14 protein-coding genes are annotated in these 25,562 nt (G+C 56.8%); 3 read left to right on the forward strand and 11 right to left on the reverse strand.

Translation table 11 applies throughout. From position 1 onward, the window contains the following. From I6N93_RS10200 to ygjG, 9 genes are all read right to left on the reverse strand, one after another. Positions 1-1,902 (reverse strand): IucA/IucC family protein, encoded by a 1,902-nt coding sequence (locus I6N93_RS10200; protein ID WP_197669151.1) that lies wholly within the window; start codon positions 1,900-1,902, stop codon positions 1-3. A gap of 3 nt (positions 1,903-1,905) precedes the next feature. Beyond that, positions 1,906-2,685: an HpcH/HpaI aldolase family protein gene (locus tag I6N93_RS10205; RefSeq protein WP_085684888.1), complete on the reverse strand. Its 780-nt coding sequence runs from the start codon at positions 2,683-2,685 to the stop codon at positions 1,906-1,908. Next, a complete protein-coding gene (locus I6N93_RS10210) occupies positions 2,679-4,541 on the reverse strand; it encodes an IucA/IucC family protein (RefSeq protein WP_085684890.1) in 1,863 nt (620 codons plus the stop codon). Before I6N93_RS10210 ends, I6N93_RS10205 begins: the two co-directional genes overlap by 7 nt. Before the next feature lie 43 nt (positions 4,542-4,584). Beyond that, positions 4,585-6,015 (reverse strand): DHA2 family efflux MFS transporter permease subunit, encoded by a 1,431-nt coding sequence (locus tag I6N93_RS10215; RefSeq protein ID WP_085684892.1) that lies wholly within the window; start codon positions 6,013-6,015, stop codon positions 4,585-4,587. After that, complete coding sequence (locus I6N93_RS10220; RefSeq protein WP_085684893.1) at positions 6,005-7,222, reverse strand: type III PLP-dependent enzyme; 1,218 nt, start codon at positions 7,220-7,222, stop codon at positions 6,005-6,007. The genes I6N93_RS10215 and I6N93_RS10220 overlap by 11 nt, the downstream gene beginning before the upstream one ends. After that, a complete protein-coding gene (locus I6N93_RS10225; RefSeq protein ID WP_085684895.1) occupies positions 7,215-8,999 on the reverse strand; it encodes an IucA/IucC family protein in 1,785 nt (594 codons plus the stop codon). Before I6N93_RS10225 ends, I6N93_RS10220 begins: the two co-directional genes overlap by 8 nt. 73 nt (positions 9,000-9,072) lie before the next feature. Next, on the reverse strand, positions 9,073-11,172 hold the full coding sequence (locus tag I6N93_RS10230; RefSeq protein ID WP_085684897.1) for a TonB-dependent receptor: 2,100 nt from the start codon (positions 11,170-11,172) through the stop codon (positions 9,073-9,075). 100 nt (positions 11,173-11,272) lie between these two features. After that, positions 11,273-12,649, reverse strand: coding sequence for a diaminobutyrate--2-oxoglutarate transaminase (locus tag I6N93_RS10235; RefSeq protein WP_085684899.1), 1,377 nt, complete (start codon positions 12,647-12,649; stop codon positions 11,273-11,275). A gap of 366 nt (positions 12,650-13,015) precedes the next feature. Then, positions 13,016-14,431 (reverse strand): putrescine aminotransferase, encoded by a 1,416-nt coding sequence (gene ygjG, locus I6N93_RS10240; RefSeq protein ID WP_085684900.1) that lies wholly within the window; start codon positions 14,429-14,431, stop codon positions 13,016-13,018. Positions 14,432-15,672: 1,241 nt separating this feature from the next. Here ygjG and I6N93_RS10245 point away from each other — a divergent pair. Then, on the forward strand, positions 15,673-17,013 hold the full coding sequence (locus I6N93_RS10245) for an anaerobic C4-dicarboxylate transporter (protein WP_085684904.1): 1,341 nt from the start codon (positions 15,673-15,675) through the stop codon (positions 17,011-17,013). Positions 17,014-17,478: 465 nt separating this feature from the next. On the opposite strand, the gene gltP is transcribed toward I6N93_RS10245, so the two are convergent. Both gltP and cbl read right to left on the reverse strand, forming a co-directional pair. Then, positions 17,479-18,789, reverse strand: coding sequence for a glutamate/aspartate:proton symporter GltP (gltP, locus tag I6N93_RS10250; protein WP_085684906.1), 1,311 nt, complete (start codon positions 18,787-18,789; stop codon positions 17,479-17,481). A 645-nt stretch (positions 18,790-19,434) separates the two neighbouring features. Continuing rightward, positions 19,435-20,391: an HTH-type transcriptional regulator Cbl gene (gene cbl, locus I6N93_RS10255; protein WP_085684910.1), complete on the reverse strand. Its 957-nt coding sequence runs from the start codon at positions 20,389-20,391 to the stop codon at positions 19,435-19,437. A 799-nt stretch (positions 20,392-21,190) separates the two neighbouring features. On the opposite strand from cbl, the gene fdhF reads away from it, so the two are divergent. Together fdhF and I6N93_RS10270 are read left to right on the forward strand one after the other, a co-directional pair. Beyond that, on the forward strand, positions 21,191-23,341 hold the full coding sequence (gene fdhF, locus I6N93_RS10265; protein ID WP_085684912.1) for a formate dehydrogenase subunit alpha: 2,151 nt from the start codon (positions 21,191-21,193) through the stop codon (positions 23,339-23,341). Between the two features lie 735 nt (positions 23,342-24,076). Next, positions 24,077-25,378 (forward strand): dicarboxylate/amino acid:cation symporter, encoded by a 1,302-nt coding sequence (locus tag I6N93_RS10270; RefSeq protein ID WP_085684913.1) that lies wholly within the window; start codon positions 24,077-24,079, stop codon positions 25,376-25,378. The last annotated feature ends 184 nt before the right edge of the window (positions 25,379-25,562 follow it).

Below are 25,562 nucleotides of genomic sequence, written 5' to 3' on the forward strand. Positions count from 1 at the left end.
TTAGCGGAAACCTCGTTCTAGCTGGATAAACGGGTTCACCACTTCGCCTTTGCCGAACGGCATGCTGCCCGGTCCGCCCGCGCGGGCGATAGTCGGAGTAATCAGCAGCTTCTGCGGCCAGGTTTCGCGCTCGAACAGTTCCCGTTGCAACATCGCCCGCATATCGGTTTCCACAATCACCTCGGCAATAGCCTGCTCGATCTCAGCCCGCAGGGTGCGCCATAGCGTGGCGGGCGCAATGGCGTAGACGGCAGCCAGCGTGTCGATGATCGCGCGCAGATTGACCTGAATTCCCAGCGTTTGCAGCCAGAACAACAGATCCGGTAGCCGCTCATGATAGAGCGTGTTCGCAGTGTTGCCGGGCTTGAGGCGATAGACCGGGTCCTGCATACCATGCTGATTCAGCGTCGGGACATGAATACGCAGCGAATCATGGTCGCGCAGCAGCAGGCCGTGCGCCCGCCCCGCTTTCCAGACCAGCACCGCATTTTGGCCGTGAATTTCCCCCAGCATCCCCAAGCGGAACAGGCGGAAATTCAGCGTGAAGAAACAGCGGCACAGCTCGGCGAACAGCGTTAACACGCTCTCTTCGCCGGCGGGCAGCGCACGGTAGGCCAGCCAGTCGTCAAAGAAGTGCCGACGGCTGTCCGGCAACAGCGTGCCCAGCGCCGCCATCGGCAAGAGCCGACACTCCGGGTCCTGCAACAACTGCGGCGGATAGCGACGCACCATCGCAGACAGGTGACGCGGCGCCTCATCGAACAGCGTCGCCTGAGGCGGCATAAACGCCCACCAGCGCCGTTCGTCGCAGAGGAATAACCGCGCTTTCAACTCGTCGTCACGCGCCAGCGCCTCATGCAACAGCGCCTCGCTCAAATTGCCGTTAATCATTTTGACGGCGGGCAAATAGCGCGACGCGCCCAGTGAATAGACGGCCATCGGCAACTTGAGATAATCCGCGCTGACGAAACCGGGGGTCATGGAGCGCAGCGAAGACGTCGGCAACGCCCCGTCAGACCGAAACGCCAGCCGACGGCAGCGCCCGTCGCGCAGCGCATCGCCCAAGAGCTGATCCAGGACATGCGCGTCTTGCCACGGATGCACCGGCAGCGCCACATGACTTTCGTCCAGTCCGCGATCGGTCAACTCCTGAGTCAAGCGGATACGATCGTCCGCCGTTAACAGAGAGTCCGCCGGGGTTTGTCGGGCGAGGTCTTCGATACCCTCGCCGCACAACAGGCAATCACGGGCGACGGCCACCCATCCCAACGTCACGGGTCGGGCGAACTCCGCCACGTAGTGTTGATATTCCTGTGAATTCAGTCCCTGTTTTGCCTTGGCGGTCGGGTGGTAGGGCCGGTCGCGCAGCGAGGCCCACTGCTCCATGATATGAAAGAAGTCCGCGTTGCTACGCGCCAGCAATCCCTCGGGGTTGATGCGGTGAGACTGTGACAACGCCGTTTGCCGCACGCTGGTGCCCAACGCGTCGAGAAACAGCTGCTGTCCTTGTGCGTTCAGCTCCGAGTCGCCCTGTGCGGAGAACACCCAGCGCATGAAATCTTCCGGTGACAGCGCCTGCCACTCCGCCGTATCAGGATCGCCGACATAGACCGCCGACAGCGGCGCTTTTTCCCACGCCTGCGTGATGCCCGGCCTCAGCGCCACCAGCAGTGCCATCGCCTCCTGCAACTGGCCGCGCCACAGCCACAGGCGCGCAGGTGGCGACGCAGACAGACAGGCGCTCAGAGGGCTGGGATAACCGTACTGCCGCCGCCATGCGGTTTCCGACAACAGCGTGAGCGCTTCCGCTCCAAAAAACTGTTCCGCCAACAGGCAGTCGACCAGATCCTGCATGACGATCTGTTCCGCCCGCAGACGATGAAAGGACAGTGACGTTTCCATACCCTAGACTCCCTTATTTGAAGAAATTGTGGTGGCCAATTTGGCCTGTAAGGCGCGAAAGGAGATCCCGCGCTCATCCCCCAAAACAAACGTACTTACGCCGCGCGCGCGCCAGTGCCCGAGCTCTTCCGGCTGGCGAGGGATAGCGCAATAGGGCACCCCCTGCTGTTGCGCCGCCCGCCATACCGTCGTCAGCGCGTCCTGGACCGCCGGTTGGTCGATGCGCCACGGCATCCCCAGCGACTGTGACAAATCCGCCGCGCCCTCCAAGATCATGTCCAGCCCCTCGACGGCGGCGATAGACTCGGCCTGCGCCACGCCCGCTACGCTCTCAATCATCGCGACCAGCAGAATTTCACCATTGGCCCGCCGCACGTACTCCGCCAGGCGCTCCTTGCCAAACGATCCCGGACGCCCTGCGTTCAAACTCCGAGCGCCCCTGGGATGATAGAAACAGGCGTTCACCGCTTCCCGCACCTGTTCCGGTCGCTCTACCATCGGCAGCACGATCCCCTGCGCGCCGCCGTCCAGCAGGCGCAGAAGCGTTTTCGGATTGCCGTCGGCGACCCGCACCAACGGCGTCAGATCATAGGTTTCCGCCGTGCGGATCATGTTCTCCACCGTTTCCGGGTTTATCAACACATGTTCGGTGTCGATAATCACAAAGTCGAAGCCCGCCTCCGCGATCAGCTCTATAGAGGAGGGCGACGGAATGGAGGCAAACAGCCCGTAGGCGGGCGTTCCCGCCGCCAGTTTGCGTTTCAACGCGTTGGTTCTCAGCATGAGGACGGCCTAAAGGGATAGAGCGGATTCGGCACCGCTTTGAAGCGGCGTTCGCCGTCGCCGAACAGACGGCGCTGGGTGAGCGCTTCCACCTCATAAGTCGGGGCGAACACGTCGAACAGGGCATAGCGCGTGCGGTGCTGCGGATGAGCCGCCTGATAGTCGAGAATGACATCGGCGGTCATTCGCCAGAAGCGCGATTCGTCCATCCCATAGTGCTGGCGCAGGAAGATCGCCATTTCCGCCAGACAGATAAAGAAAAAGGCGTCGCAGGTGAAGTCACGCACCGCGTTAACGTCATCCGTCAGAATGAATGAGTTGCGGTTGATTTTGGCGTGGCTGGGAGGCAGCGGCGCCAGTTCCGGACAGCGATCCGGCCGCGCCAAATGCTGCGGCGAGTAACGCACGCCGTCGTGAAAGTCTTTGAGCGCGATGCGCTGCGGCCAGCCGTCACGGGCGATCAGCACGATGTTCTGACCGTGCGACTCCATGCCGATCCCTTCCGCGAACAGCATATGAATGATGGGCGCGACCGTGACGCTCAGCAGCCGCCGCGTCCAATTTTCCAGCCCGTACTGCCGCACCCAGACGTCGATAAACGGAACGGGTTCCCCTTCGCCATAGCGATTTTCAAGATGGCTTAATCCATTGAACGGGATCGCCTGCTCGCCCGGCTGCAAATAGGCGTGAATGCTTTCGCGCCACAGCGCGCCGAGCACGCCATAGGTCTGCGCGCTACGGCTGGCGGAATGCTGGCGGGTATCCAGACTCACCCCGGCGATTTCGCCGAGGATCACGCATCTCATGTCCCGCGCCGCCTGATCGGTTTCAATCAGTTGCTGCAGCCAGTCGGTGATAGTAGGCCCGTTCATCACCGTGTGGCGGGCCAGAATGCGGGTGCTGGAGGTGTTAGTGATACTCAGCGCCAGTTTGACATAGGGCCGCGTTTTGACCGACCGGTTCGCCAGCGTGCGGATAGACTGCTGCGCCTGCCAGCGGTCCGCCGTCGTTCCCAAGCAGATCATCTCGCCGCTGACCAGCTCGGGATGACAGGCAGGCAGGATCACATTGCGCCACTGCCAGGGATGAGCCGGGATCAGCCAGTAGTCCTCCAGGCGTTTTCCCTGCGCTTCCAGCCGCTCGGCCCACGCTCGCCGACAGACTTCGCCGACCTCTTCATCCAGAAAATTCGCCAAATCCAGACGCGACGAATGATTGACAGATGCCAACCGTTTTTCTATAGCCAGCCAGACCAGCGAAATCGGTTCTGCGAATTCCGGTCCCCACTGCGCATTGTCGTCCAGCGTGAAGCCAATGCGGGATTTGTAGCAGGGATGGTAGCTGTGGGCGTCCATGAAATGGCGCTCCAGCGCATCGAAGTCCAGCAAATGCGGGTGGGTGACGGGCGGATAAAACTGCGCGCGGGACTGCAAATCTTTCAGCTGCGTCTGTTCCAGCTCCTGGACGAAGCGGGCCAGACAGGCCGGATCTTCGCTCTCGCTCAACAGTTCGGACAGCAGCTGATGCAGTGACGGCATCGCGGCCACACCGCGACTATCGAGGCGGTGAAGGCTGGCGTAGTCCAGCCGAATGAGGTCGAAGCTGTCGCTGAACAGGCCAGTACAGCGATATTCAACCGGCGATCCCTGCGCATCACGTCCCTGCATCACGAAGTGCGACAGCCCTTCATCCAGCGGCGTCCGCCGGTAGGTCAGCACCTCTTCATACAACAGCGTTTGCAGCAGTTGCCCGACTACGCGCTGAACCACCTGCTGATAACGCGTCTTATCCATCTGCAACAGCCATTGACAGTCGGCGGCGTCCGCACACTGTCCGGCGACTAACGATGTCTCCATGAATTTTACCTTTATCCGTTGACGGTTAACAAAATCATTCTCTTCAGAGCGGCTCCCGACGCGGCGCCAGCAAAGCTGCCGCTTCCTCCTCTGATGCCTCCGCGCGCGGAAAACGCAGGGCGCACGGCAGCGCCAGAAAAATCAATAAACCGGTGACCATAAAGGTTTCGCCGATGGCTGACGCGCGCAAGGAGACCAACGTAGCCCCACCGCCATTCATCCTCCATTCGAGGTACAGCGCGGCGGCCACCATCGCCAGCGACGCCGCCAGCCTGCGCGCGATATTGTTTATCGCGGCCCCCTGCGTCACCAGCGCATCCGGCAGCACGTTCAATCCGGCCGTGGTCACCGGCATATAGGACAGGCCCAGTCCCGCCCCGCGCAGCACCATCAGGATGAAAAGCATTCCGAGCGAACTGTGCGGCCCCAGCAGGCCTAGCCCGCAGGTCGCCAGCCCCGTCAGCAGCAGACCGGTTGCGACCACGCGCGACGGCCCGTGGCGATCCAACAGGCCGCCGCCGATCCGTCCAAACAGGCTGGCGCTCAGTGCGGTGCACAGCAGCGCCAGACCGGTGTCGATCGCGCTGTAGCCCAGCACCAACTGTACCAATAGCGGCAACAGCACTAAACACTCAAACATGCCCACGGACTGGATCACGGTGATCGCCACGCTCAGGCGATAGCCGCGCAGCCGGAACATGCGCAGATTCAGCAGCGGCTCAGCCTTACGCCAGGCGCGGCGGACAAACAGCGTCAGGCAGAGCGCCGCCAGCGTGAGCAGCGCAATATTCAGCGGGTTGGACAGCGCCGAAATATGATGCACGCGGCTGACCGCCAGCAGCAACAGACCGATACCGGCGGCGATCAGCACGTAGCCCTTGGCGTCGAACGCCGCCTGAGGATCAGGGGAGGTTGAGGGAAGAACCCAGCCGCCCATCAGCAGCGCCAGCAACCCAAACGGCAGATTGACTGCAAACAGCACGCGCCAGCTGAAAACCTCCAGCAGCAGCCCGCCGCACAGCGGCCCCACCGCCGGGGCCAGCATGACCACGGCGCTCCACACGCCCGTGATGCCCCCTCGCTGCTCGCGCGGATACACCGCAAAAATCAGCGTCAGAGATAAAGGGATCATCATGCCGCTGGCGATGCCCTGAGCGACGCGCGCGCCGATCACCCCGGACATCGACGTCGCCATCGCGCCTGCGAGCGAACCCGCCATAAACAGCGCCACCCCAATCAGGTAGAGCCGTTTATGCCCCAGCCGCGCCCCCAGATAGCCGGTCAGCGGCATCGTCATCGTCATGCTGACCATAAACCCCGCGACGATCCACGTCGCCAGCAGCGGGCCGACGTTGAACGCGCTCATGAATGCGGGCAGCGCTGGGTTGAGGGCGCTGTTGCTGAGGCTGACGGTGATCGTGCCGAACAGGACGTTGGTCACCACCAGCGCACGAGCGCGGGCGCTAGCGATCATCACACTCCTCGCTCTCTTCGGCGGCGGACACGAACCACTGTGGTGGACGAGGATGACAGAGGAAGTCGGCGTGGGAAATGTTATAGCCGTAAGCCCCCGCCATCGGCAGCACCAGGAGATCGCCAATGCGGACATCGGCCAGCCGACGGTCCCGGCTCAGAACGTCTTTGGGCGTACACAGCTGTCCCACCACCGTCCACGTCTGCCAGCATGTCGGTTCGCGCCCGTCTTCCGTCAGATGGATCACCGGATGATTGTGCCCCTGGGCGACCGGCAGACGGAACTGGTGCGTGCCGCCGCGGCAGACCAAGAATCTCTCTCCGTGACTCACTTTGGCATCCAACACTTCGACGGCGTAATAGCCGCAGTAAGCGCTGATGAACCGTCCCGGCTCGAAGCGCACCACCGGCGCATCGTCCAGCTCGGCTAACCGCTGCCCCAGAAAACGGCACAGCAACGGCCAGTCAAACTGCTCTGCGTTGAGGTAGTCCACGCCGATGCCGCCGCCGACGTTGAGATGGGTTATCGTCTCCGGCTGCCGCGACAGCGCTTTCCAGCGCGGCCAACGGCTGAAGTAGAAGTCCAGCAGCTGTCGGTGACGCTCCGCCAAAAGCTGGTGCGACATGGCATGCACGTGGAAGCCTTGCAGCCGCAGATGGCTAGCGTCGTCAACCGCCGCCACCGCCGCCGCCAGTTCGGACTCGTCGATGCCGAACGGCGTCGGTTTTCCCGCCATCGCCAGCTTGGTGGTCAGCCCGTCGGACAGTTGCGGATTGATGCGGATGAATACGGACTGAATCCGCCCATGCCGCTGCGCGCTGCGTTGCAGACGGGCTATTTCGTGCAGGCTCTCGACATGCACCGCCGACACCTCGCGTTGCAGCGCCGCGTCAAAATCCGAATCGAGCTTGCCCGGACCGGAGAAGACGAAGGGACGCGGCGTCGCACAGCCCGCCGCCCGCTCGATTTCCCCGCCCGATGAGATCTCAAACCCGTCAACCCACGGCGCGACCGTGTCCAGGATCGGCTTCTCACTGTTGGCCTTGATAGCGTAGTAAAGCTCAACGCCGGGGGGCAGCGCCGCCGTGACGACCTTTACGTGCCGCCGCAGCGCGGTCAGGTCATAGACAAACGCCGCCAGCGGATCGGACGCCTGGCGTTGCAGGCGGCGGATGGCCGCGACGACATGGGACGGCAGCTCAGTCATGACATGCCTCCTCATGCCAGGGCGCGGGCAGGTTCACGTAGCCCGCCGTCCGGTCAGCATCGGCGGAAAGCCGCACCTTGAGATTGGTTTTACAGGCGACAGGATGCCCCTTGATAAGGGCCTCCAACTCGGGCGCCGGTGCCTGAAGCTCGCGCAGGATCGCCTTCAGCTGCTCACGCACGCGCTGCCACATCTGCGGCGCCAGCGCCGGACGTTCGTCGCTCAGCGCCAGCACCGCTTCCGACAGGTGATTCACCAGCAGGCAGTACTGAATGCGGTTCCAACCCTGCTGACGCGAATAGCGCAGCGACGCCCGAACGCGCGGGTGAACCTCGTCGCCAATGACCCGCATGCCGTACTCGTCGGTCAACTTGACGCCCTCGAAGTCCCGCAGCAAGACCTGATGTGGCCCTCCCTGCCGGTGCACCAGCACGCTGTTTTGCAAATGCGGCTCCATGACCACGCCGTGATTGAAGAACAACGCCAGCACTGGCCGCAGCAGCAGCGACTGGTAGTCGTCAAACCAGCGCAGCAGGCTGTGGTCGTCGAGCGGGTGTCCATAGTGCGCGCGCAAGAAGGGGTGGATCAGCGGGCGCAGATCCGTCCCGCGAGCGAACAGCGTTCCCGCCATCAGGCTGTTTTGCGCGCCGGTACGACGGCAGAAGTTCTCCCGCAAAATAGCGCCGGTCTGCTCCCTGAACCAGTGGCGATCGTTTTCGCTGGCCGTCGCCGGGCTCCAGCTCAGCACGCCCGGCTCTCTGGCCACCACCAGGCCGCCCAGCGTATCAGCCTGTCGCGCCATCAGTTCGGCAAACAGGCGGTCAATCAGTACCGTGCTTTCCAGCTCGTACCAGGCATTTTTGCGCACGCAGTTGGTAATGCGAACGTTTAGCGAACCTTTGATGAAATAGTCATGATTGTCGAGGTACCAGGTGCGGATCGAGGCGGTTGGACTGGCGACCCGGCCACTGGCGCCCAGATCGCGGATTTCGCCGTCTCGCAGCCGCTGCTGCACCCGCTCGTCCTGCATAAACAGCCTTGCCTGCACCGGATGCATACAGATGATGGCCCGGTCGGAACCCGCGCTGCGCTGGTCGGCGAACCCATCCAGCACCTGCTCAGGCGTAAGGCCGTTAGCGCCGATATGCAACCCCTGCTTCGGCACGTCGAACTGATGCAGCGCCGCACGAGCCTGAAACTCGGGAGCCCACGGCGTTTGCCCCAACTCGCTCGGCCAAAGCCGCGCCTTGGGCGCCGGATGGCTGGGATGGCCAAACCACAGCCCCTGCTCGCTGAGCAGATAGTGGTAGAGAGGAGAAGCCGCCTGACGACGGCCGTTGTGGGCCACAATCGCCTGTACCAGCTGCTGGCTCTGCGCGATTTGGGCCTGTAGCTCGGGATTACGGCGGCCAACCCAGGTTTCGCAGGCGGCGAGCAACTCCGCGACAAAGCGGTCGAACGCCGGGCAGTGCCAACGCTCTCCCGGCAGTTTTAGGTAAACGTCCGAGAGATAACGCTGACTGCCGAGGCTGTCCCGACGGTCAACCATGAAGAACAGTTCTCGCGCCTCCGGCAGCCTAATGATCATCGGGATACCCCGCCAGTCGGCGCCGTCGAAGTAGGCGCCGGGCGGAATTCCGCTCATATCATCAGGCCACGCATAGCGCACATGGCCCTCCGGAATGGCAAACTCTTTGATCAGGCAGTTCAGCAGGCCGTGTATAGCCGCCTTTTCGCCAATCATTCTGGATACGACGGCGTGATCGAGGTTGTTCATCTCAGCTCCATAAGTGTTGCGATCGTCCGGGTGCCTCTACCGTGGCGAGCGTTTTTCATCCTGAAAAAGCGAATTAAAAATCGACGCTATAGCCCAGCGTAAGGGTTCTTCCTCGCCCGGAAAAATAACGTTCGGAATTTATAATCGCGCTTTGCGAATAGTAGGTGATGTACTTTTTGTCGAACAGGTTGGCCACGGCCAGCTTGAGCTTGCCGCGCGGTAGCGCATAACCGACGGCGGCATCCACCAGCAGGTAGCCGTTGAAGTCTTTCTCCGCGTTATCCATCGAGCGGTCAAAGGCATAGTTGGCCTGAATAAATGACGTCCATTTGGGTGACCAGGTGGCGGCCCAACTGGCGGTCAGGCGATCCGGCGGCACATTCAAACCGTCGAGTTTGCCGTCAAGGCTGCCGTTGCCGTCGCTGTCGTAGCGGCCGCGGATATGGGAATAGCCCACTTTCAGTCGATGATCGTCGTTGACCTTATAGCCCAGCGTCGCTTCAATGCCGTCAATCCGGGTTTTCTCCCGTTCGCTCTGGTAGGTGCCGCCGACATCCACCACGCGTTCGCCCAGTTTGGAGGAGGATTCGTAGTAGCTGACTTCAAGGTCGAACGGATCTTGCTGTACACGGAACCCGGCTTCGATGTTGTCGGTGACGATCGGATCCAGCGGCAACTGGGACACCGACTGGCCTGCGGTGCGGATACCGCGCAGCGTGCGCCCGACATCCGGAATGCCAAATCCCTGCGAATAGTTGGCGAACAGGCTCAAAGGCTGGTAAGGGGTGGTCCAGACCGCGCCGACGTTATAGAGCGTTTTGTCAAAGTCCAGCTTACCGCCCTCAACATCGACGCCGTTGTTGGCCGCGACGGTGCGGAAACTGTCGATATTCAACTTGGCGTATTCGTAACGCACCCCGGCGGTGATCTTGAGCGAGTCAATCGGCTGGATATCCAACTGGAAGAACGGCGACAGATCGGTGTACTCCATTTCCGGCGCATAGGTGCGCTGGGTGAGCCAGAGGTCCTGTTTGCCCCGATCAAACAGGGTGTCGAAGCCCAGCGTCGCCTTGAGGTAATCCTCCCAGATATCGTCTTTGGTCAGCGCCAGCTTGCTGCCGTAGCGGCTGGATACGACGCGCGACTGATCGTAGAGCTGGCCGCGTGGAGCCAGCGCCGGGTCCTGGAATGAGGACGACCGGTCCGCGCCAAACAGGGATTCATAGTTCTGGTAATAGACCAGCGCATTGAATTTCATGCCGCTCAGATTGTCATTGTCATACGTTGCGGAGGTGGTCCAGACGCTGTTCTGCGGCGCATCGCCAACCGGACGGCCTTTCTCCGAGGTGGTCGCGATGCCGCTGTCGCGATCGCCGGTCACGCTCAGATAGTTCATTTTCCCTTTGATCTGGTAGCGGTTGAAACTGAGCTGCACCCGCTGGTCGTTATCCAGCCAGTAGCCAACCTTGGCGAGAATGTCGTAGGCGCGGGAGTCCATCAGGTCGCCCTGGGTGTTGTCGACCCCTATAGCCCGGTCGTCGCCGTCCAGAAAGAGGCCCTGGTCTTCGTAGCTGAGCGAGAACAGATAATCCAGATACTCCTGACGACCGCTGAAACCATAGGTCGTTTTATAGTTCATAGTGTCGCCTTCCAACTGCGACGTCGGCGTCGTGGCTTCCACGCTGAAATGCTGGCTGAACGAGTCCGGCGCGGGACGTCGGGTGATGATATTAATGACCCCCCCGGTCGCGCCAATGCCGTTGCTGGCGCTCGCGCCGTGAATTACTTCGATGCGGTCGACCATCGAAAAGTCGATGGTGTGCATTTCACGACCGGTGGGCCGCAACGGGTTGGACTGGGGAATGCCGTCCACCAGAATTAACGGCGCGCGTCCACGGAAGGTTTCGCCGCTGCCGCTCATTTTCTGTCGGCTCGGCGCCATCGACGGCAGCAAATTGCTCAAAATTTGCGACGAGTCGGAGGTCAACTGACGCTGCTGTTCAATCTGTTCTTTCGAAATAATCGTGACGACCTGCGGCGAGTCCTTCTTTTCCGTATCCGTTCGCGTGGCCGTCACCACCAGTTCGTTATCATTGTTGGCGATGCTGTCCGCCGCATTGGCCTGCGACCACAGCAATAACGGCGTTAACGCATAAAATGCCCGAGCCTTCATTCAGTTGACCTCGTGATGTTTTCCCAGTAAAGCGGCCCGACCTTAAGGGGCGGTGCCGCCAATGTCGCGTCGGCCTACATCGCCGTCCACGTAATAAGCGTTATGACCGGGTGAGCGTAAGCGCCTCGCTCAGCGCCCGCTCGAAACGGGCGACGGCGATTTCGCACTCTGCCGGTGAAATCGTCAGGGGCGGCAAGAGCCGCACCACATTACCGTGGCGTCCGCCTCGCTCCAGCAGCAGTCCTTGCCGGAAGCAGCACTGCTGAATCGAGGCCGCCAGCGGCGCATCGATGGGGTAACTGCCGTCGGAGGACGGCGGCAGACGGTCATCCACGATTTCAATGCCCAGCATCAGACCGCGACCACGTACCTGCCCCAGACAGGGAAAGCGTTGCTTCAGCAACGTCAGCGCCTGCGTCAGCCAGAGACCGAGCTTGGCAGCGTGTTCGGGGAGGCGGTCGCGAGCCAGGATCTCCAGCGTGGTTTTACCGGTCGCCATCGCCATCTGATTCCCACGGAACGTGCCGCTGTGCGCCCCCGGCTGCCAGGCATCGAATTCACGGCGAATCCCCAGCACCGCAAGCGGCAACCCGCCGCCGACGGCTTTGGACATGACGATGATGTCCGGCTCAATACCCGCCTGCTCGAACGCAAAGAGAGTGCCGGTGCGCCCAAATCCCGCCTGAACTTCGTCCACAATCAGGACGATGCCGTACTGCCGGGTGACCTCTCGCAGCGTCCGCAGCCAGCTATCCGGCGCAGGATTGACGCCGCCTTCTCCCTGCACGGCTTCTACGATGACGGCGGCGGGCAACGGCATACCGCATTCAACGTCGGCGATGAAATGGGTGAAATAGTGACTCAACGCCTTCACGCCCGCTTCTCCGCCCAGCCCCAGCGGGCAGCGGTATTCATGCGGGAAAGGCAGGAACTGCACGCCGGGCATCAGGTTCTGTAGCGGATCTTTCGGACCGGTATTGCCGGTGACCGCCAGCGCGCCGTGCGTCATTCCGTGATAGCCGCCGGAGAAGCTGATGACGCCGCCGCGTCCGGTGAAGGTTTTGGCCAGTTTGAGGGCGGCTTCTACGGCGTCGGCGCCGGTTGGCCCGCAAAACTGCAGACAGTAGCTATCCGCGCCGCCGGGCAGCAACGCCAATAACGTTTGGCTAAATTCATCTTTAAGCGGCGTAGTAAGGTCAAGCGTATGCATGGGTAAACCGGAGTGCAGAAAATCCTGTATGCTGGCGACGACCTCGGGATGATTGTGTCCCAGCGCCAACGTTCCCGCACCGGCCAGACAATCCAGATAGTCTTGGCCCTCTACGTCCGTGACCCACGCGCCGCGCGCTTTGGCGATCGCCAGCGGCAACTTTCGAGGGTAACTACGCACGTTAGATTCCATCCGCGACTGGCGCGTCAGGAAGTCTGCATTTTTTTGATTAAGATGCCCTTGGTTTGCCAAATACTGCTGTGCCATCCTTCGCCACCTCCTGTGATTATTTTGGATGACAACGATTATCATTAACAATTAGAAGACACAAGTGTTATTTTCTTGATGGAAATATGATGAAATCCTTACAACTGGCAGACTTTAATCATCAATATGTTGATGATGAAGTAACTTTCATCGAAAAAGTGAGAAGTTGGAAATGAGAGTTGAAAGTGTAAAGATTAGGATTTGTGGCGGCGATCTCAAAAATAACGTTTAAAAAAATTGATTAAGATATGCGTAAAATCGATAAATCCGCGAAATCGCACGACGTATCATGCAAAAAGCCAGCCTGTTGCCAGGCTGGCTTTGGTCCCGGTCCAGCCATAGGCTGACCTTTTGCTGCATGGATAATTACACGACGAATTCCGTGTCTGCGGAATTCGTTTCAGCTTCCTTTTCGCGGGCCGCTCGCAGTTTTTCCAGCGCACGTTCCGCTTCCGCCAGAATGCGGCCGCATTGCTGATGCGTGATCGTCAAGGGCGGCTCAATGCGCACCGACTTCGCATTGTTCAACGTCCCCGCGACCAGTACGCGGCGCTGGAATAATTCGCTGGCAAAGGCGTAACCGATTTCGTTTTGCTGGAACTCGAAGGCCAATAGCAGCCCCTTCCCACGCGCTGCCAAAATCAGATCTGGATATTGCGTCGCGAGTTTTTGCAGTCCCGCCAGCAGGAACGCGCCCTCTTTGGTGGCCCGGCCCGGCAGATCGTCTCGCAGCAGCACGTTGATGGTCGCCAACGCCGCTGAACAAGCCAGCGGGTTACCGCCAAACGTCGTGGTGTGCAGGAATGGGTTCTCAAACAAGACGGAGAACACCTCCTCCGTGGCGACCGTCGCACCGATGGGCATCACGCCGCCGCCCAGCGCCTTCGCTAAACATAGGATATCCGGCTGTACGCCATAGTGCTGACAGGCGAACATTTTACCTGTACGCCCCATCCCGGTTTGCACTTCATCCAATATCAATAACGCGCCGATTTCGTCACAAAGCGCCCGAACGGCGGGCAGGTACTCTTCCGGCGGCACGATCACCCCGCCTTCGCCCTGGATAGGTTCCAGGATCACGGCGGCAATACCTTCACCGTCCTGCTGGCATTGTTGGACCTGCTGCCTCATCGCTTCGATATCGCCGAACGGAACATGGTGGAAACCAGGCACCAGCGGCATGAACGGTTGTCGGAACATCGGCTTCGCGGTGGCCGAGAGCGAACCCAGAGATTTCCCGTGGAACGCGCCGTTCGCGGCGATAAAGCTGAATTTACCCTGGGGCGCCTGATAGGCTTTCGCCAGTTTCAGTGCGGCTTCCACAGACTCAGTACCACTATTGCTAAAGAAACTGTATTTCAGTTTACCAGGAGTGATGGCGGCTAGCGTTTTCGCCAGCATGCCACGCAGCGGGTCTAACAATTCCTGACTATGCAACGGCTGTTTTGATAGCTGTTTTTCTACTGCGGCCAATACCGTAGGGTTACGATGTCCGACGTTAAAGATGCCGTAGCCGCCCAGACAATCCAGATATTCGTTTCCCTGCGTATCAAGCAGCGTGTTGGCACTGTTGGAGCGCCATTCGACAACCCCGTATCCCCCGTCGGAGGTGACCGATTTTCGGTATTCAAGAAAGCCGGGATTAACGTAATCGCGGAAAGAATTCAGGGTTTCTTTATTAAGCGCCCTCATATCATCCTGACTTAGGGTATCGCTCATGATCCATTCCAATGCCTGCTGAGAACACTCTAGCGGGTTAAGTTGAGAAAGGGGTCTGGACAAAATACGCTCCTTACTAAACGGGTATCACATGATACCGTTATCAGTAATGCACAAAACAAGCCAACTAGCCACCCCTTTATTTCCTGAACTTTACGCTACGTAAAGGTATATTTTTGGTATTAAATCTAAAGATTCCCTCAATTTTAAAAATAAAAAAAAGATAGCATTCATAAGGTTATAATAACCCGCCAAAAAATCAATGTGATTGCACCTTATAAGTGCAAAAAAATTATTTTAGCCCTGATAAAGGGCAAAACAACGGATAAAGGGAAAAAGACGTTTGTGGTCTTTTTATGACCCTGATTTCATATAATTTTAGGAAATAACATATGCACGCTAAATAATGATGGGCCTGGCTGATTAATAGCACCACTCAGCGCGGCCTGTGCGCACGTCCTTTTCAACGACCCGACGCGTTCACGCACGGAAAATCGCGCGACCAAGCACCGGATTCATCGCCAAATCACTCTCACGTCAATCGCCATCGAAGAATATGCCGGCGATCGTTTCGTTTCAGGAGAAAATCATAGGGTCAAACGGCACAATGAAATACGAGTAAATAGCGATGATGGACAAACAGTCAATGACATCCGTTATGCCTTAAACGCCCTCACATTCAGGTTATTGCTGGGGGTTATCCCATAATCATAAATAACCTACATAATAAAAGTGTCATTCATTTAATAACTAAAACAACTTAGCCCACGCGGTCATTGAAAAATAGCAAGCATTGTCATCTTATTCCTTCCACCCGCTTTGCGGCCTCGTTCATTCTTTTTATAACGTGAAGCATCCCTGTCTCCCACTCGCGGGGATTGATCTCATAAAAAAGAAAAATCATCAGTAAAAACATGAACATAAAAAACTTTAGTGCTATTCCCTTTCATTTTAGAAAAATCACTGATGAATCAAACCCCATTTAATACAAAGCAAAAACATCATTTAAACAAAGTAAAAACACGAAACCTCACAGTGATTTCTGAATAGCAAAAGCATGAAACATGCGCAGGACAGGTTATTCATCCCACAACGATAAAATGATTAAGTCACTTATATAACTAAATTAATCAAGTATTGTTTATTATTGAGAGCCACATCCCCTATTTAAGGTAAATACTGAGAAAATTTAAAATTGGAGAGACAGATCAAAATATCAGACGTGATGCGATACCTATAGTACCCGCGACAAAAGTAAGTCAATGTTAATTAACGCACACGTTTCTGTGAGTAATGAGGATTCTATGGACTTTATCATTCAACTGGTCATTGTCCTGATCTGTCTATTTTACGGCGCAAGAAAAGGTGGGATCGCGCTGGGATTACTAGGCGGTATCGGACTGGTCATACTGGTCTTCTTTTTTAAACTCGAACCAGGGAAACCGCCGGTCGACGTCATGCTGGTCATTATTTCCGTCGTCGCCGCGTCGGCTACGCTGCAAGCCTCCGGCGGACTTGACGTCATGCTGCAAATGGCCGAGAAAATGCTGAGACGCAACCCCAAATATGTCTCTATCATCGCACCTTTCGTCACCTGTATTCTGACTATTCTCTGCGGCACCGGGCATGTGGTTTACACCATTTTGCCGATTATCTACGACGTTGCGATTAAAAATAACATCCGTCCGGAAAGGCCAATGGCCGCCAGCTCCATCGGCGCTCAGATGGGCGTTATTGCCAGTCCGGTTTCCGTCGCCGTCGTCTCACTGGTGGCGATGCTGGCCAACTTCACGTTCCACGGCAAACATCTGGAATTCCTCGACCTGCTGGCCATCACCATCCCCTCCACCCTGATGGGCATCCTGGCTATTGGAATTTTCAGCTGGTTTCGCGGAAAGGAACTGGATAACGACCCGGAGTTTCAGAAATTTATTTCCGTGCCGGAAAACCGGGAATACGTCTACGGCGACACCGCGACGCTGCTGGACAAAAAACTGCCGCGCAGCAACTGGATCGCCATGTGGATTTTCCTGACCACCATTGCCGCCGTCGCGCTGATGGGAGCAATGGAGGAACTCCGCCCGGCCTTCAACGGCAAAGCGCTGTCGATGGTCCTGGTCATTCAGATGTTTATGCTGGTGTCCGGCGCCCTGATTATCATTATTACCAAAACCAATCCGGCCTCAATTTCCAAAAATGAGGTCTTCCGTTCGGGCATGATCGCTATTGTCGCCGTGTACGGTATCGCCTGGATGGCGGAAACCATGTTCGGTGCGCACCTGGAACAGATTAAAACAACCCTCGGCACGCTGGTGGTGGAGTATCCCTGGGCCTATGCGATCATCCTGCTGTTGGTGTCCAAATTCGTCAACTCGCAGGCCGCCGCGCTCGCCGCTATCGTTCCCGTTGCACTGGCTATCGGCGTGAATCCCGCCTACATCGTGGCTTCCGCGCCTGCCTGCTACGGCTATTATATTCTTCCGACCTATCCGAGCGACCTGGCGGCCATTCAGTTCGACCGTTCGGGAACAACGCATATCGGTCGTTTTGTGATTAACCACAGCTTCATTCTTCCCGGCCTGATTGGCGTATCGACATCCTGTGCTTTTGGATGGGTTTTCGCCGCCATGTACGGCTACTACTAAGTCTCACCGCCGCCACCGGCGCCTTATGGCGTCGGTGGTTTTCCCTGAAGTCAGCATAACCCCCCCGTCGTCATGCTGACTGGTCTATTTTCCACTCCTACGGCCGCTTACCGGGACTGCACGCGGGGCTATCACCAGAATTCGACTCACGCCAGCGCCTGCGTCGTATCTATGCTGCGCGCCAGCCATCGTAAATCAACGGTCGCCAGCGGGAGCTACTTTAAAAGACGATTCCTTTGAAAAAATTCACAAACAGCCGGGCAGTTAGTCGCCCCAGACGGAGAACGAGGACTCGAGGCTGGCCGGGGCATTGGCTCCAGTTAGCCAGTCTTGCGCTTTCAGCGTGTGACATGATTGGGAGGCAATGTCATGAGGAGAAAAAAGCGCAGCGCGACGACGTCGCACTGCGCTTTAAACAGGGACTTCACCGATTTCGGCTCAGTCCCGCTATGACAAAAAGAAATATCAGTTGGTGGCCTTCGCACTCAGGCCGCGGATCTGACTTTCGTATGAACGCGCTTTTTTCTCGTCGAACTGTCCTTCCCACTTGGCGATGACCAGCACGGCAAGGGCATTCCCCACCACGTTTAACGCGGTACGCGCCATATCTAGAATACGATCGACGCCAGCAATGAAGGCCAGACCTTCTAGCGGGATACCCACGCTGCCGAGCGTCGCCAAAAGGACCACGAAGGATACGCCCGGGACACCGGCGATCCCTTTGGAGGTCAGCATTAACGTCAGTACCAGCACCACTTCCTGACCAATGGTCAGGTCGATGCCATACAGCTGCGCGATAAAGATAGCCGCAATGCTCTGGTAGAGCGTGGAACCATCCAGATTGAAGGAATAGCCCGTCGGCACCACAAAGCTGGTGATGGCCTTTGGCGCACCATAAGCTTCCATCTTTTCAATAATACGTGGCAGAACCGTTTCCGAGCTTGCCGTAGAGTACGCCAGAATCAGCTCGTCTTTCAGGATACGGATGAGCATGCTGACCCGCAGTCCGCAAACGCGCGCCACCAGTCCTAACACCACCAATGCAAAGAAAACGATCGCCGCATAAACCATTACGACCAGTTTTGCCAGCGGCCAGAGCGAAGCGAAACCGAAGTTGGCGACGGTCACGGCAATCAGCGCGAAGACCCCAACTGGCGCATAGCGCATGATCATATGGGTCACTTTAAACATCGTTTCCGATGCGCTGCGGAAAACGTTCAGCAGCGGATCACGCTGTTCGCGCGGCAACGAAGACAGGCCCAGACCGAACAGCACGGAGAAAAAGATCAGCGGCAGCATGTCCCCTTTCGCCATGGCGTCGAAAATGTTAGGCGGAATGAGCGATAGAATCGTCCCAACCAGGCTATGCGCACCGCTCTGTACCTGCTCGGTGGTTTTCTCATATTGTGAAATATCGACGCTGGTCAATGTCGACATATCGATGCCGTGGCCCGGCTGGAAAACATTCGCCAGCGTAATGCCGAGGATGATCGCCACCGTCGTCACCACTTCAAAGTAGAGAATGGTTTTCAAACCGATACGGCCCAGCTTCTTGGCGTCGCCCACTCCGGCAATGCCGACCACCAGCGTGGTAATCACAATCGGTACCACGATCATTTTGATCAACCGAATGAAGATATCTCCGGCCGGGCTGAGAACATTGACGATCAGCCACTGTTTTTCGGTCGGATGTTCATGCAAAAAGGCCCCAAGGGCAATACCAATAACCAGGGCGATGAGAATTTGCCACGCCAGGCTAATTTTTCTTTTTTTCATATCACTTTCCATTTCCTGTGCTCCGATCCTCGCAGGCAACGGTTCTACCGGCGCCTCACGCCATCGCGGATACTGAATATGTCAGACGAGGGGGAGGTTACAAAGATGAGGTGGGTTTTATTATTGCAGCGGCCGAATGAGGCGGGCTGTCTATTTATTATGCAAACAGTTATTCGCATAAACCGAACAACCATCTGTATCTAAAAACAAAACCGCTGTTTTTATCAACAATGCATCTTGTCTAAGTTGTTGTTAAAGCGGGGATGCTACTATCCCAGGTAGGCGAGATCAAGCCAATCATAGATAAGCATTTTCGTCATTATGCTGTTAAGGAATGCGATTTCTCCTGCTTTGGCTACAGAAAAATCAGGAATATCAATGCCATTTTTTAGCGTTATTAAGAATATAAGAGCGCTCATCCACGCTGCAAAAAAGTTGAAGAATGGGCAGGAAACGAGAGCTAAAAAGGAGAAATCAATTTTTTTGCGTATTACGCCGAGGTAAAAATCGCTAATCAACCGGTGAGGTTATCAGTCGTACCGATGCTTTCAGAAAATAGCGGCAAGAAAGCTAATGACGATAAGGTTGAAGTTCACACGGCGCTGGCAAGCAAAGATCTTGTTCGCCAGCGCCGTCCGACAGGCGTCAGATCTGGTAATCAATGACGTTTTCGTTATCGCTTTCAGAGAAGACTCGCTGCTTTATCTCTTCTGGCGTCAGTTCCGGGTTGCAGAGTTGGATAAAGTGCCAGGTATAATTGCGCTGCAACTGACCGCGCTTGAGTCCCAGCCAGACCGTATTGGCTTCGAACAAGTGTTCCGCTTCAAGGCGCACCAACCCTGCATCGCGCACGGGATCGTAAGATCTGTCCGCTAAAATCCCCACGCCTAACCCTAATTCGACATAGGTTTTAATGACGTCGGAGTCCTGCGCGCTGATGGAGATATGGGGAGAAAGTCCCGCAGCGAGAAACGCCCGATCGATGCGCGAGCGGCCGGTGATGCCCTGACGATAGGTGATCAGCGGCACCGTATTGAGTTTCTCCAACGTGATGGGACTGCCGTCCGCCAGCGGATGTCCGGACGGCACCAGAATGGAGTGGTGCCAGCGGTAGTAAGGAAAAGCGGTCAACGACGTCGCATTCATGAGCTGTTCAGACGCAATGCCGATGTCCGCTTCGCCCGCGTCCAGCATCGCCACAATCTCTTCCGGCGTCCCCTGATGCAGCACCAGCTGTACCTGCGGATATTGCGCCCGAAACGACTGGATCACCGAAGGCAAACTATACCGCGCCTGGGTGTGCGTGGTGGCGATCACCAATGTGCCAGCATCGTTATCGCTGAATACATTGGCTAGCCTGCGGATATGGTTGGCATCGTTCAGGATACGTTCGGCCATCACCAGCAGTGCTTTCCCTGGCTCCGTCATCCCCAACAGACGCTTGCCGCGCCGGATGAAAATTTCGATGCCCAGCTCATCTTCCAGCTCACGAATATGACGGCTTACCCCCGACTGCGAGGTATAGAGCGTGTTCGCCACCTCGGTCAGGTTATAGTTGCATCGTGCAGATTCCCGAATGATTCTCAGTTGTTGAAAGTTCACACTTCGCCCCACCTTTGTGCTACCTGTTAGCACTATTCATACGAAGTAATGTTATTCCGTACAAATAAATAAAATTTTCTACATATAACTTTTAAAGACATAGAACACCGCAATATTCGTATATCCGCCCTACAGGCCGCGACTGACGGCCCGCTGCAGGCAGCGTCGTGATGTCATTCATCAGGATCGAGACGGTGATAAAAGGAATTTTTTTGCGCTATCCGCCGGATTGCTGTCGGGATTCCTCTTTTTCGGGACGTTTCTCATCTCAGACTATCCGACGGCGTCGTAGTCTAGCGGATGCTATCTGGCTTTTGGACTGATCGCCCTGCCACGGGTATCGCCTGTTTGGTCTAGGGCGTCACTAGCGCCATGCGCATCAAGCCGCAGTCCGTCGTCAGCGCCGACGTTATTTACTAACGGCCTCCCCCGCTTCTTTCTGTACTAGGGAAAACCACGGGGCAAGCACGCTTCTTCCCCCTGAATAACGCCGCGAGCCAACGCCGACACACCATCTGTTACTGCACCATGTTCACCTGACCTCACGCCGCTATGACGGCGATCATTAAATCCCTCGTCCGCATCGGTCATCATCAGACGCCAGGACACCGTATCCGGACTGCGCCGCCACGAGCCCTCCGCGTAACAAACCCGGCTTAGAAAGCGTTCAGCCTCAGCAAAATCGGCAAAAAGCAGGCTAAGCTTCAAAGCAGGACAAGGTACGCGGCTCACGACAAGCAACGCCGCCGATACGCAATTCGGAGCGCTCTCCAGCGGGAGCGCCGAAGGAGATACCCACATGAAGAAAGTGATCACCGTCTGCCCATACTGCGGGTCAGGCTGCAAAATCAATCTGCTGGTTGAGAACAATAAAGTCGTCGGCGCGGAAGGCGCACAGGGTGTGACCAACGAAGGCGAGCTGTGCCTCAAAGGCTACTACGGCTGGGACTTCCTGAACGATACCAAGCTGCTCACGCCGCGGTTGAAAACCCCGATGATCCGCCGGCATAAAGGCGCGCAGTTCGAAGTGGTCTCGTGGGATGAAGCCATTGCGTTCGCCAGCTCGCGACTGTTAGCGATTCGCGAGAAATACGGTCCCGACGCCATCATGCACACTGGCTCTTCCCGCGGCCCCGGTAACGAAACCAACTACGTGATGCAGAAGTTCGCCCGGGCGGTCACCGGCACCAATAACGTCGACTGCTGCGCCCGAGTATGCCACGGCCCTTCGGTTTCCGGCCTCGACGTGACGCTTGGCAATGGCGCAATGAGCAACTCGATTTGCGAAATCGAGCATACCGAGTGCGTACTGGTCTTCGGCTATAACGCCGCCGATTCACACCCTATTGTCGCCCGCCGCATCCTCAAGGCGCGCGCGCGCGGCGCCAAGATCATCGTCTGCGATCCGCGCCACATTGAAACCGCCCGCATCGCCGACTTGTGGCTACCGTTAAAAAACGGCTCCAATATGGCGCTGGTTAACGCTTTCGCCAACGTGCTGATTAATGAAGGCCTCTACGACAAGGCGTTTGTAGAACACCATACCGAGGGCTTCGATGAATATCGCGCCATCGTCGAGAAATACACGCCCGAGTACGTCGCCGAGATCACCGGGCTGGAACCCTCGCTGATCCGCGAGGCGATCCGCATGTATGCCGCCGCCCCTTCCGCCACTATTCTCTGGGGCATGGGCGTGACGCAGTGGACGCAGGGGGTGGACGTGGTTAAGGGGCTGTCCGGACTGGCGCTGCTGACCGGTAATCTGGGCCGCCCCAACGTCGGCGTTGGCCCGGTGCGCGGACAAAACAACGTGCAGGGCGCTTGCGACATGGGCGCGCTGCCCAACCTGTTCCCCGGCTATCAGGACGTCACCGATCCGGATATCCGCGCCAAGTTCGCCCAAGCCTGGGACGTGCCGTCCCTGCCAGCGCATAAAGGATTTACGCTGACCGACGTGCCGCACAAAATAAAAGCCGGGAAAATTAAAGCCAACTACCTGATGGGCGAAGATCCGCTGCAAACCGAGCCGGACCTGTCGCTGGTGCGCCAAACATTCGATGAGCTGGAATTGCTGATCGTTCAGGATATTTTCATGACCAAGACGGCATCCGTCGCCGACGTTATTTTTCCGGCGACCTCATGGGGAGAGCACGAGGGCGTTTACTCCTCTGCCGATCGCAGCTTCCAGCGCTTTTATAAAGCGGTAGATCCTCAGGGTAACGTGAAACCCGACTGGGAAATCATCAGTCTGATGGCGACCGCCATGGGCTATCCGATGCACTACCGCAATACGCAGGAAATCTGGGACGAAATGCGCGAGCTGTGTCCGCTCTATACTGGCGCCACCTACGAAAAAATGGCCGGTCTGGCCTGTATTCCGTGGCCCTGTGAGACGCCAGACAGTCCCGGAACGCCGTGGCTCTACGCCGGCAGCCAATTCGACCGCCCTAACGGCAAGGGTCTGCTGTTCGCCACCGAGTGGCATCCGCCGATGGAGCAAACCGACAGCCAATATCCGCTGATCCTCTGTACGGTGCGCGAAGTCGGCCACTATTCCTGCCGTTCCATGACCGGTAACTGCACCGCCTTGCAAACGCTGGCGGATGAACCGGGCTACGTGCAAATCAATCCGGTCGACGCGGCCGCACTGGGGTTACAGGATCAGCAACTGAGCTGGGTGGCGTCGCGGCGCGGCAAAGTTATCAGCCGGGCCGCAGTCAGCGAGCGCATCAATAAAGGTGCCGTTTATATGACCTACCAGTGGTGGATCGGCGCCTGCAACGAACTGACGCTCGACGAGGTAGACCCTATCGCCAAAACGCCGGAATACAAGCACTGTGCAGTGAGGCTGGAACCGATCGCGGACCAACGCTGGGCGGAAGAGTATGTGCAGAAGGAATACAGCAAGCTGAAAGCGCATCTGCGCGACACGGCTGAAGTGACACACTGAACATCACCGAACTAACGCGCCCTGCTCATGGGCGCGTTTACCCAAGCTGCCATCCCCTTTCAATAAGCCCGACGTCATGGACCGGACAGGCGAATGCTGTTTTTATTTCTCTTGTGGTTTTGTCAATAGACGCACATCACAGAGATGAAAAATATTGGCATGATATTTAACGACGGCAATACCAACAAATAACATAGCAATTACATACCTGATGGGAATTTAATTTTTCCTTTCATCGCCGTAACGATATCAATAATAGTTGACGGATATTTCCACCAATATTGTGACGTCCAAGCGCGTTATCTAAATAATAGTTCTGACGTCATATCGCCGCGTTAATCGATTTAATAAATCACACCGGCAATTCAATCCGCTGCTAATTTAACCACAACCATAAGTAAACCAAATACCTAATCCAAGAGAATAACCCCCAGATAATTACACCCATTAAATTTAACAAAAACAATTAGATAAAATTTAAAAACACACAAGACGCGGTACTTCTATTACGCGTAAGTATCAAAAAAAGCTCATTTTTCACTTTTTTTAGCGACATTTGTATTTCCCCTGGCGGGAAAAAACGGTAAAACCCTTGACTCGCTGTTATTCAATAAGGCAAACACAATACGCCCAATAACAAGTCAGGGTGTCGGCTGAGTGTGAGGAAATACGCATGAAACGCCACACTGCAATAACACGGTGTTGTCTATACACATTCATCAACATGAGGTTCGTATGCAAAGGCAGAAGTTACTTTTACAGATAGTGGTCGCTATCGTCATCGGGATCATCGTCGGATGGGCCTGTCATGAGTACCTGGATAGTGCTCGTGCCAAAGAAATCGCTTCCTATTTCAATCTGGTTACCGATATTTTCCTGCGCCTTATCAAGATGATTATCGCACCGCTGGTCTTCGCCACGCTGGTCTCTGGTCTTGCCAGTATGGGCGACTCTGCTGCCGTGGGCCGAGTGGGTCTGAAAGCCATGATCTGGTTCGTCACCGCTTCTATTCTGTCGCTGATCATAGGTATGGCGCTGGCCAACCTCTTCCAGCCCGGCGCAGGTATGAATCTGGCTGCGACCACCTCGCACGTTTCTACCGGGTTAAGCACCGACGGGTTCACGTTGAAAAGCTTTATCAGCCACATCTTCCCGAAAAGCATTGTGGAAGCGATGGCGAACAATGAAATTCTGCAAATTCTGGTCTTCTCGCTGTTTTTCGGCTCTGCGTTGGCTTATGTGAAGCAACATAACAAGCATGCCACCACAATCCAGTCCTTAATCGACGAGCTGGCCAAAGTGATGTTCCGTGTCACGGATTACGTGATGGGACTAGCCCCGATTGCCGTCTTCGCCGCTATCGCCTCCGCTATTACGACACAGGGTCTGGGCCTGCTGTATGACTTCGGCAAGCTGATCGGCGAGTTTTATATCGGTCTGGCGCTGCTATGGGGCGTACTGTTCCTGGTGGGCTATGCCTTCCTGGGTAAGCGTATCGTCGTACTGGGCAAATTGATCCGCGAACCGACCATACTGGCCTTCGCCACCGCCAGCAGCGAGTCCGCCTATCCGAAAACCATGGAAGCGCTGACCAAATTCGGCGTGCCGAAGAAAATCACCAGCTTTGTGCTGCCGCTGGGTTACTCCTTCAACCTTGATGGCTCCATGATGTATCAGTCTTTCGCCATCCTATTTATCGCGCAGGCATACAACATTGACCTGAGCCTGACCCAGCAAATTCTGATCCTGCTGACGCTGATGATCACCAGCAAAGGCATGGCCGGCGTCGCCCGTGCCTCTGTCGTGGTCGTTGCCGCAACGCTGCCTATGTTCAGCCTGCCGGAAGCCGGTATCCTGCTTATTCTGGGCATCGACCAGTTCCTGGATATGGGCCGTACCGCGACCAACGTCGTCGGCAACAGCATTTCCACCGCGGTGGTTTCCAGTCTGGAAAAAAATGTTCACGACGACGAGGAGGATGCAGAAGCAGAAGCCTCCGCCCCTCAGGCAACCCAAGCCGGGCAACAACACGCCTGAGTATCCACCCAGCCATATCAAACAGCGGCGACTGAGCCGCTGTTTTTTTACCTCCAATGCTGATTTTCTATGCAACCGTTTCTAAAAAACCGTCACTTTGCGCATTCTGTCAGCAAACAAACCTGATTCAGGGTTTCCGCCTTTGACATGCCTGCGGCCCCTCGTTATCATGCGCCCCGTTCAC

The sequence above is a fragment of the Lonsdalea populi genome, from assembly GCF_015999465.1.
In the GTDB taxonomy this organism is placed as follows: domain Bacteria; phylum Pseudomonadota; class Gammaproteobacteria; order Enterobacterales; family Enterobacteriaceae; genus Lonsdalea; species Lonsdalea populi.

What these genes read in the sequence shown, in the direction of transcription:
- fdhF (WP_085684912.1), top strand. Translation starts at nt 21,191, where the DNA reads ATGAAGAAAGTGATCACCGTCTGCCCATACTGCGGGTCAGGCTGCAAA.
- I6N93_RS10215 (WP_085684892.1), bottom strand. Translation starts at nt 6,015, where the DNA reads ATGATCGCTAGCGCCCGCGCTCGTGCGCTGGTGGTGACCAACGTCCTG.
- I6N93_RS10210 (WP_085684890.1), bottom strand. Translation starts at nt 4,541, where the DNA reads ATGGAGACATCGTTAGTCGCCGGACAGTGTGCGGACGCCGCCGACTGT.
- I6N93_RS10230 (WP_085684897.1), bottom strand. Translation starts at nt 11,172, where the DNA reads ATGAAGGCTCGGGCATTTTATGCGTTAACGCCGTTATTGCTGTGGTCG.
- I6N93_RS10225 (WP_085684895.1), bottom strand. Translation starts at nt 8,999, where the DNA reads ATGAACAACCTCGATCACGCCGTCGTATCCAGAATGATTGGCGAAAAG.
- I6N93_RS10220 (WP_085684893.1), bottom strand. Translation starts at nt 7,222, where the DNA reads ATGACTGAGCTGCCGTCCCATGTCGTCGCGGCCATCCGCCGCCTGCAA.
- I6N93_RS10205 (WP_085684888.1), bottom strand. Translation starts at nt 2,685, where the DNA reads ATGCTGAGAACCAACGCGTTGAAACGCAAACTGGCGGCGGGAACGCCC.
- gltP (WP_085684906.1), bottom strand. Translation starts at nt 18,789, where the DNA reads ATGAAAAAAAGAAAAATTAGCCTGGCGTGGCAAATTCTCATCGCCCTG.
- I6N93_RS10200 (WP_197669151.1), bottom strand. Translation starts at nt 1,902, where the DNA reads ATGGAAACGTCACTGTCCTTTCATCGTCTGCGGGCGGAACAGATCGTC.
- I6N93_RS10235 (WP_085684899.1), bottom strand. Translation starts at nt 12,649, where the DNA reads ATGGCACAGCAGTATTTGGCAAACCAAGGGCATCTTAATCAAAAAAAT.
- I6N93_RS10270 (WP_085684913.1), top strand. Translation starts at nt 24,077, where the DNA reads ATGCAAAGGCAGAAGTTACTTTTACAGATAGTGGTCGCTATCGTCATC.
- I6N93_RS10245 (WP_085684904.1), top strand. Translation starts at nt 15,673, where the DNA reads ATGGACTTTATCATTCAACTGGTCATTGTCCTGATCTGTCTATTTTAC.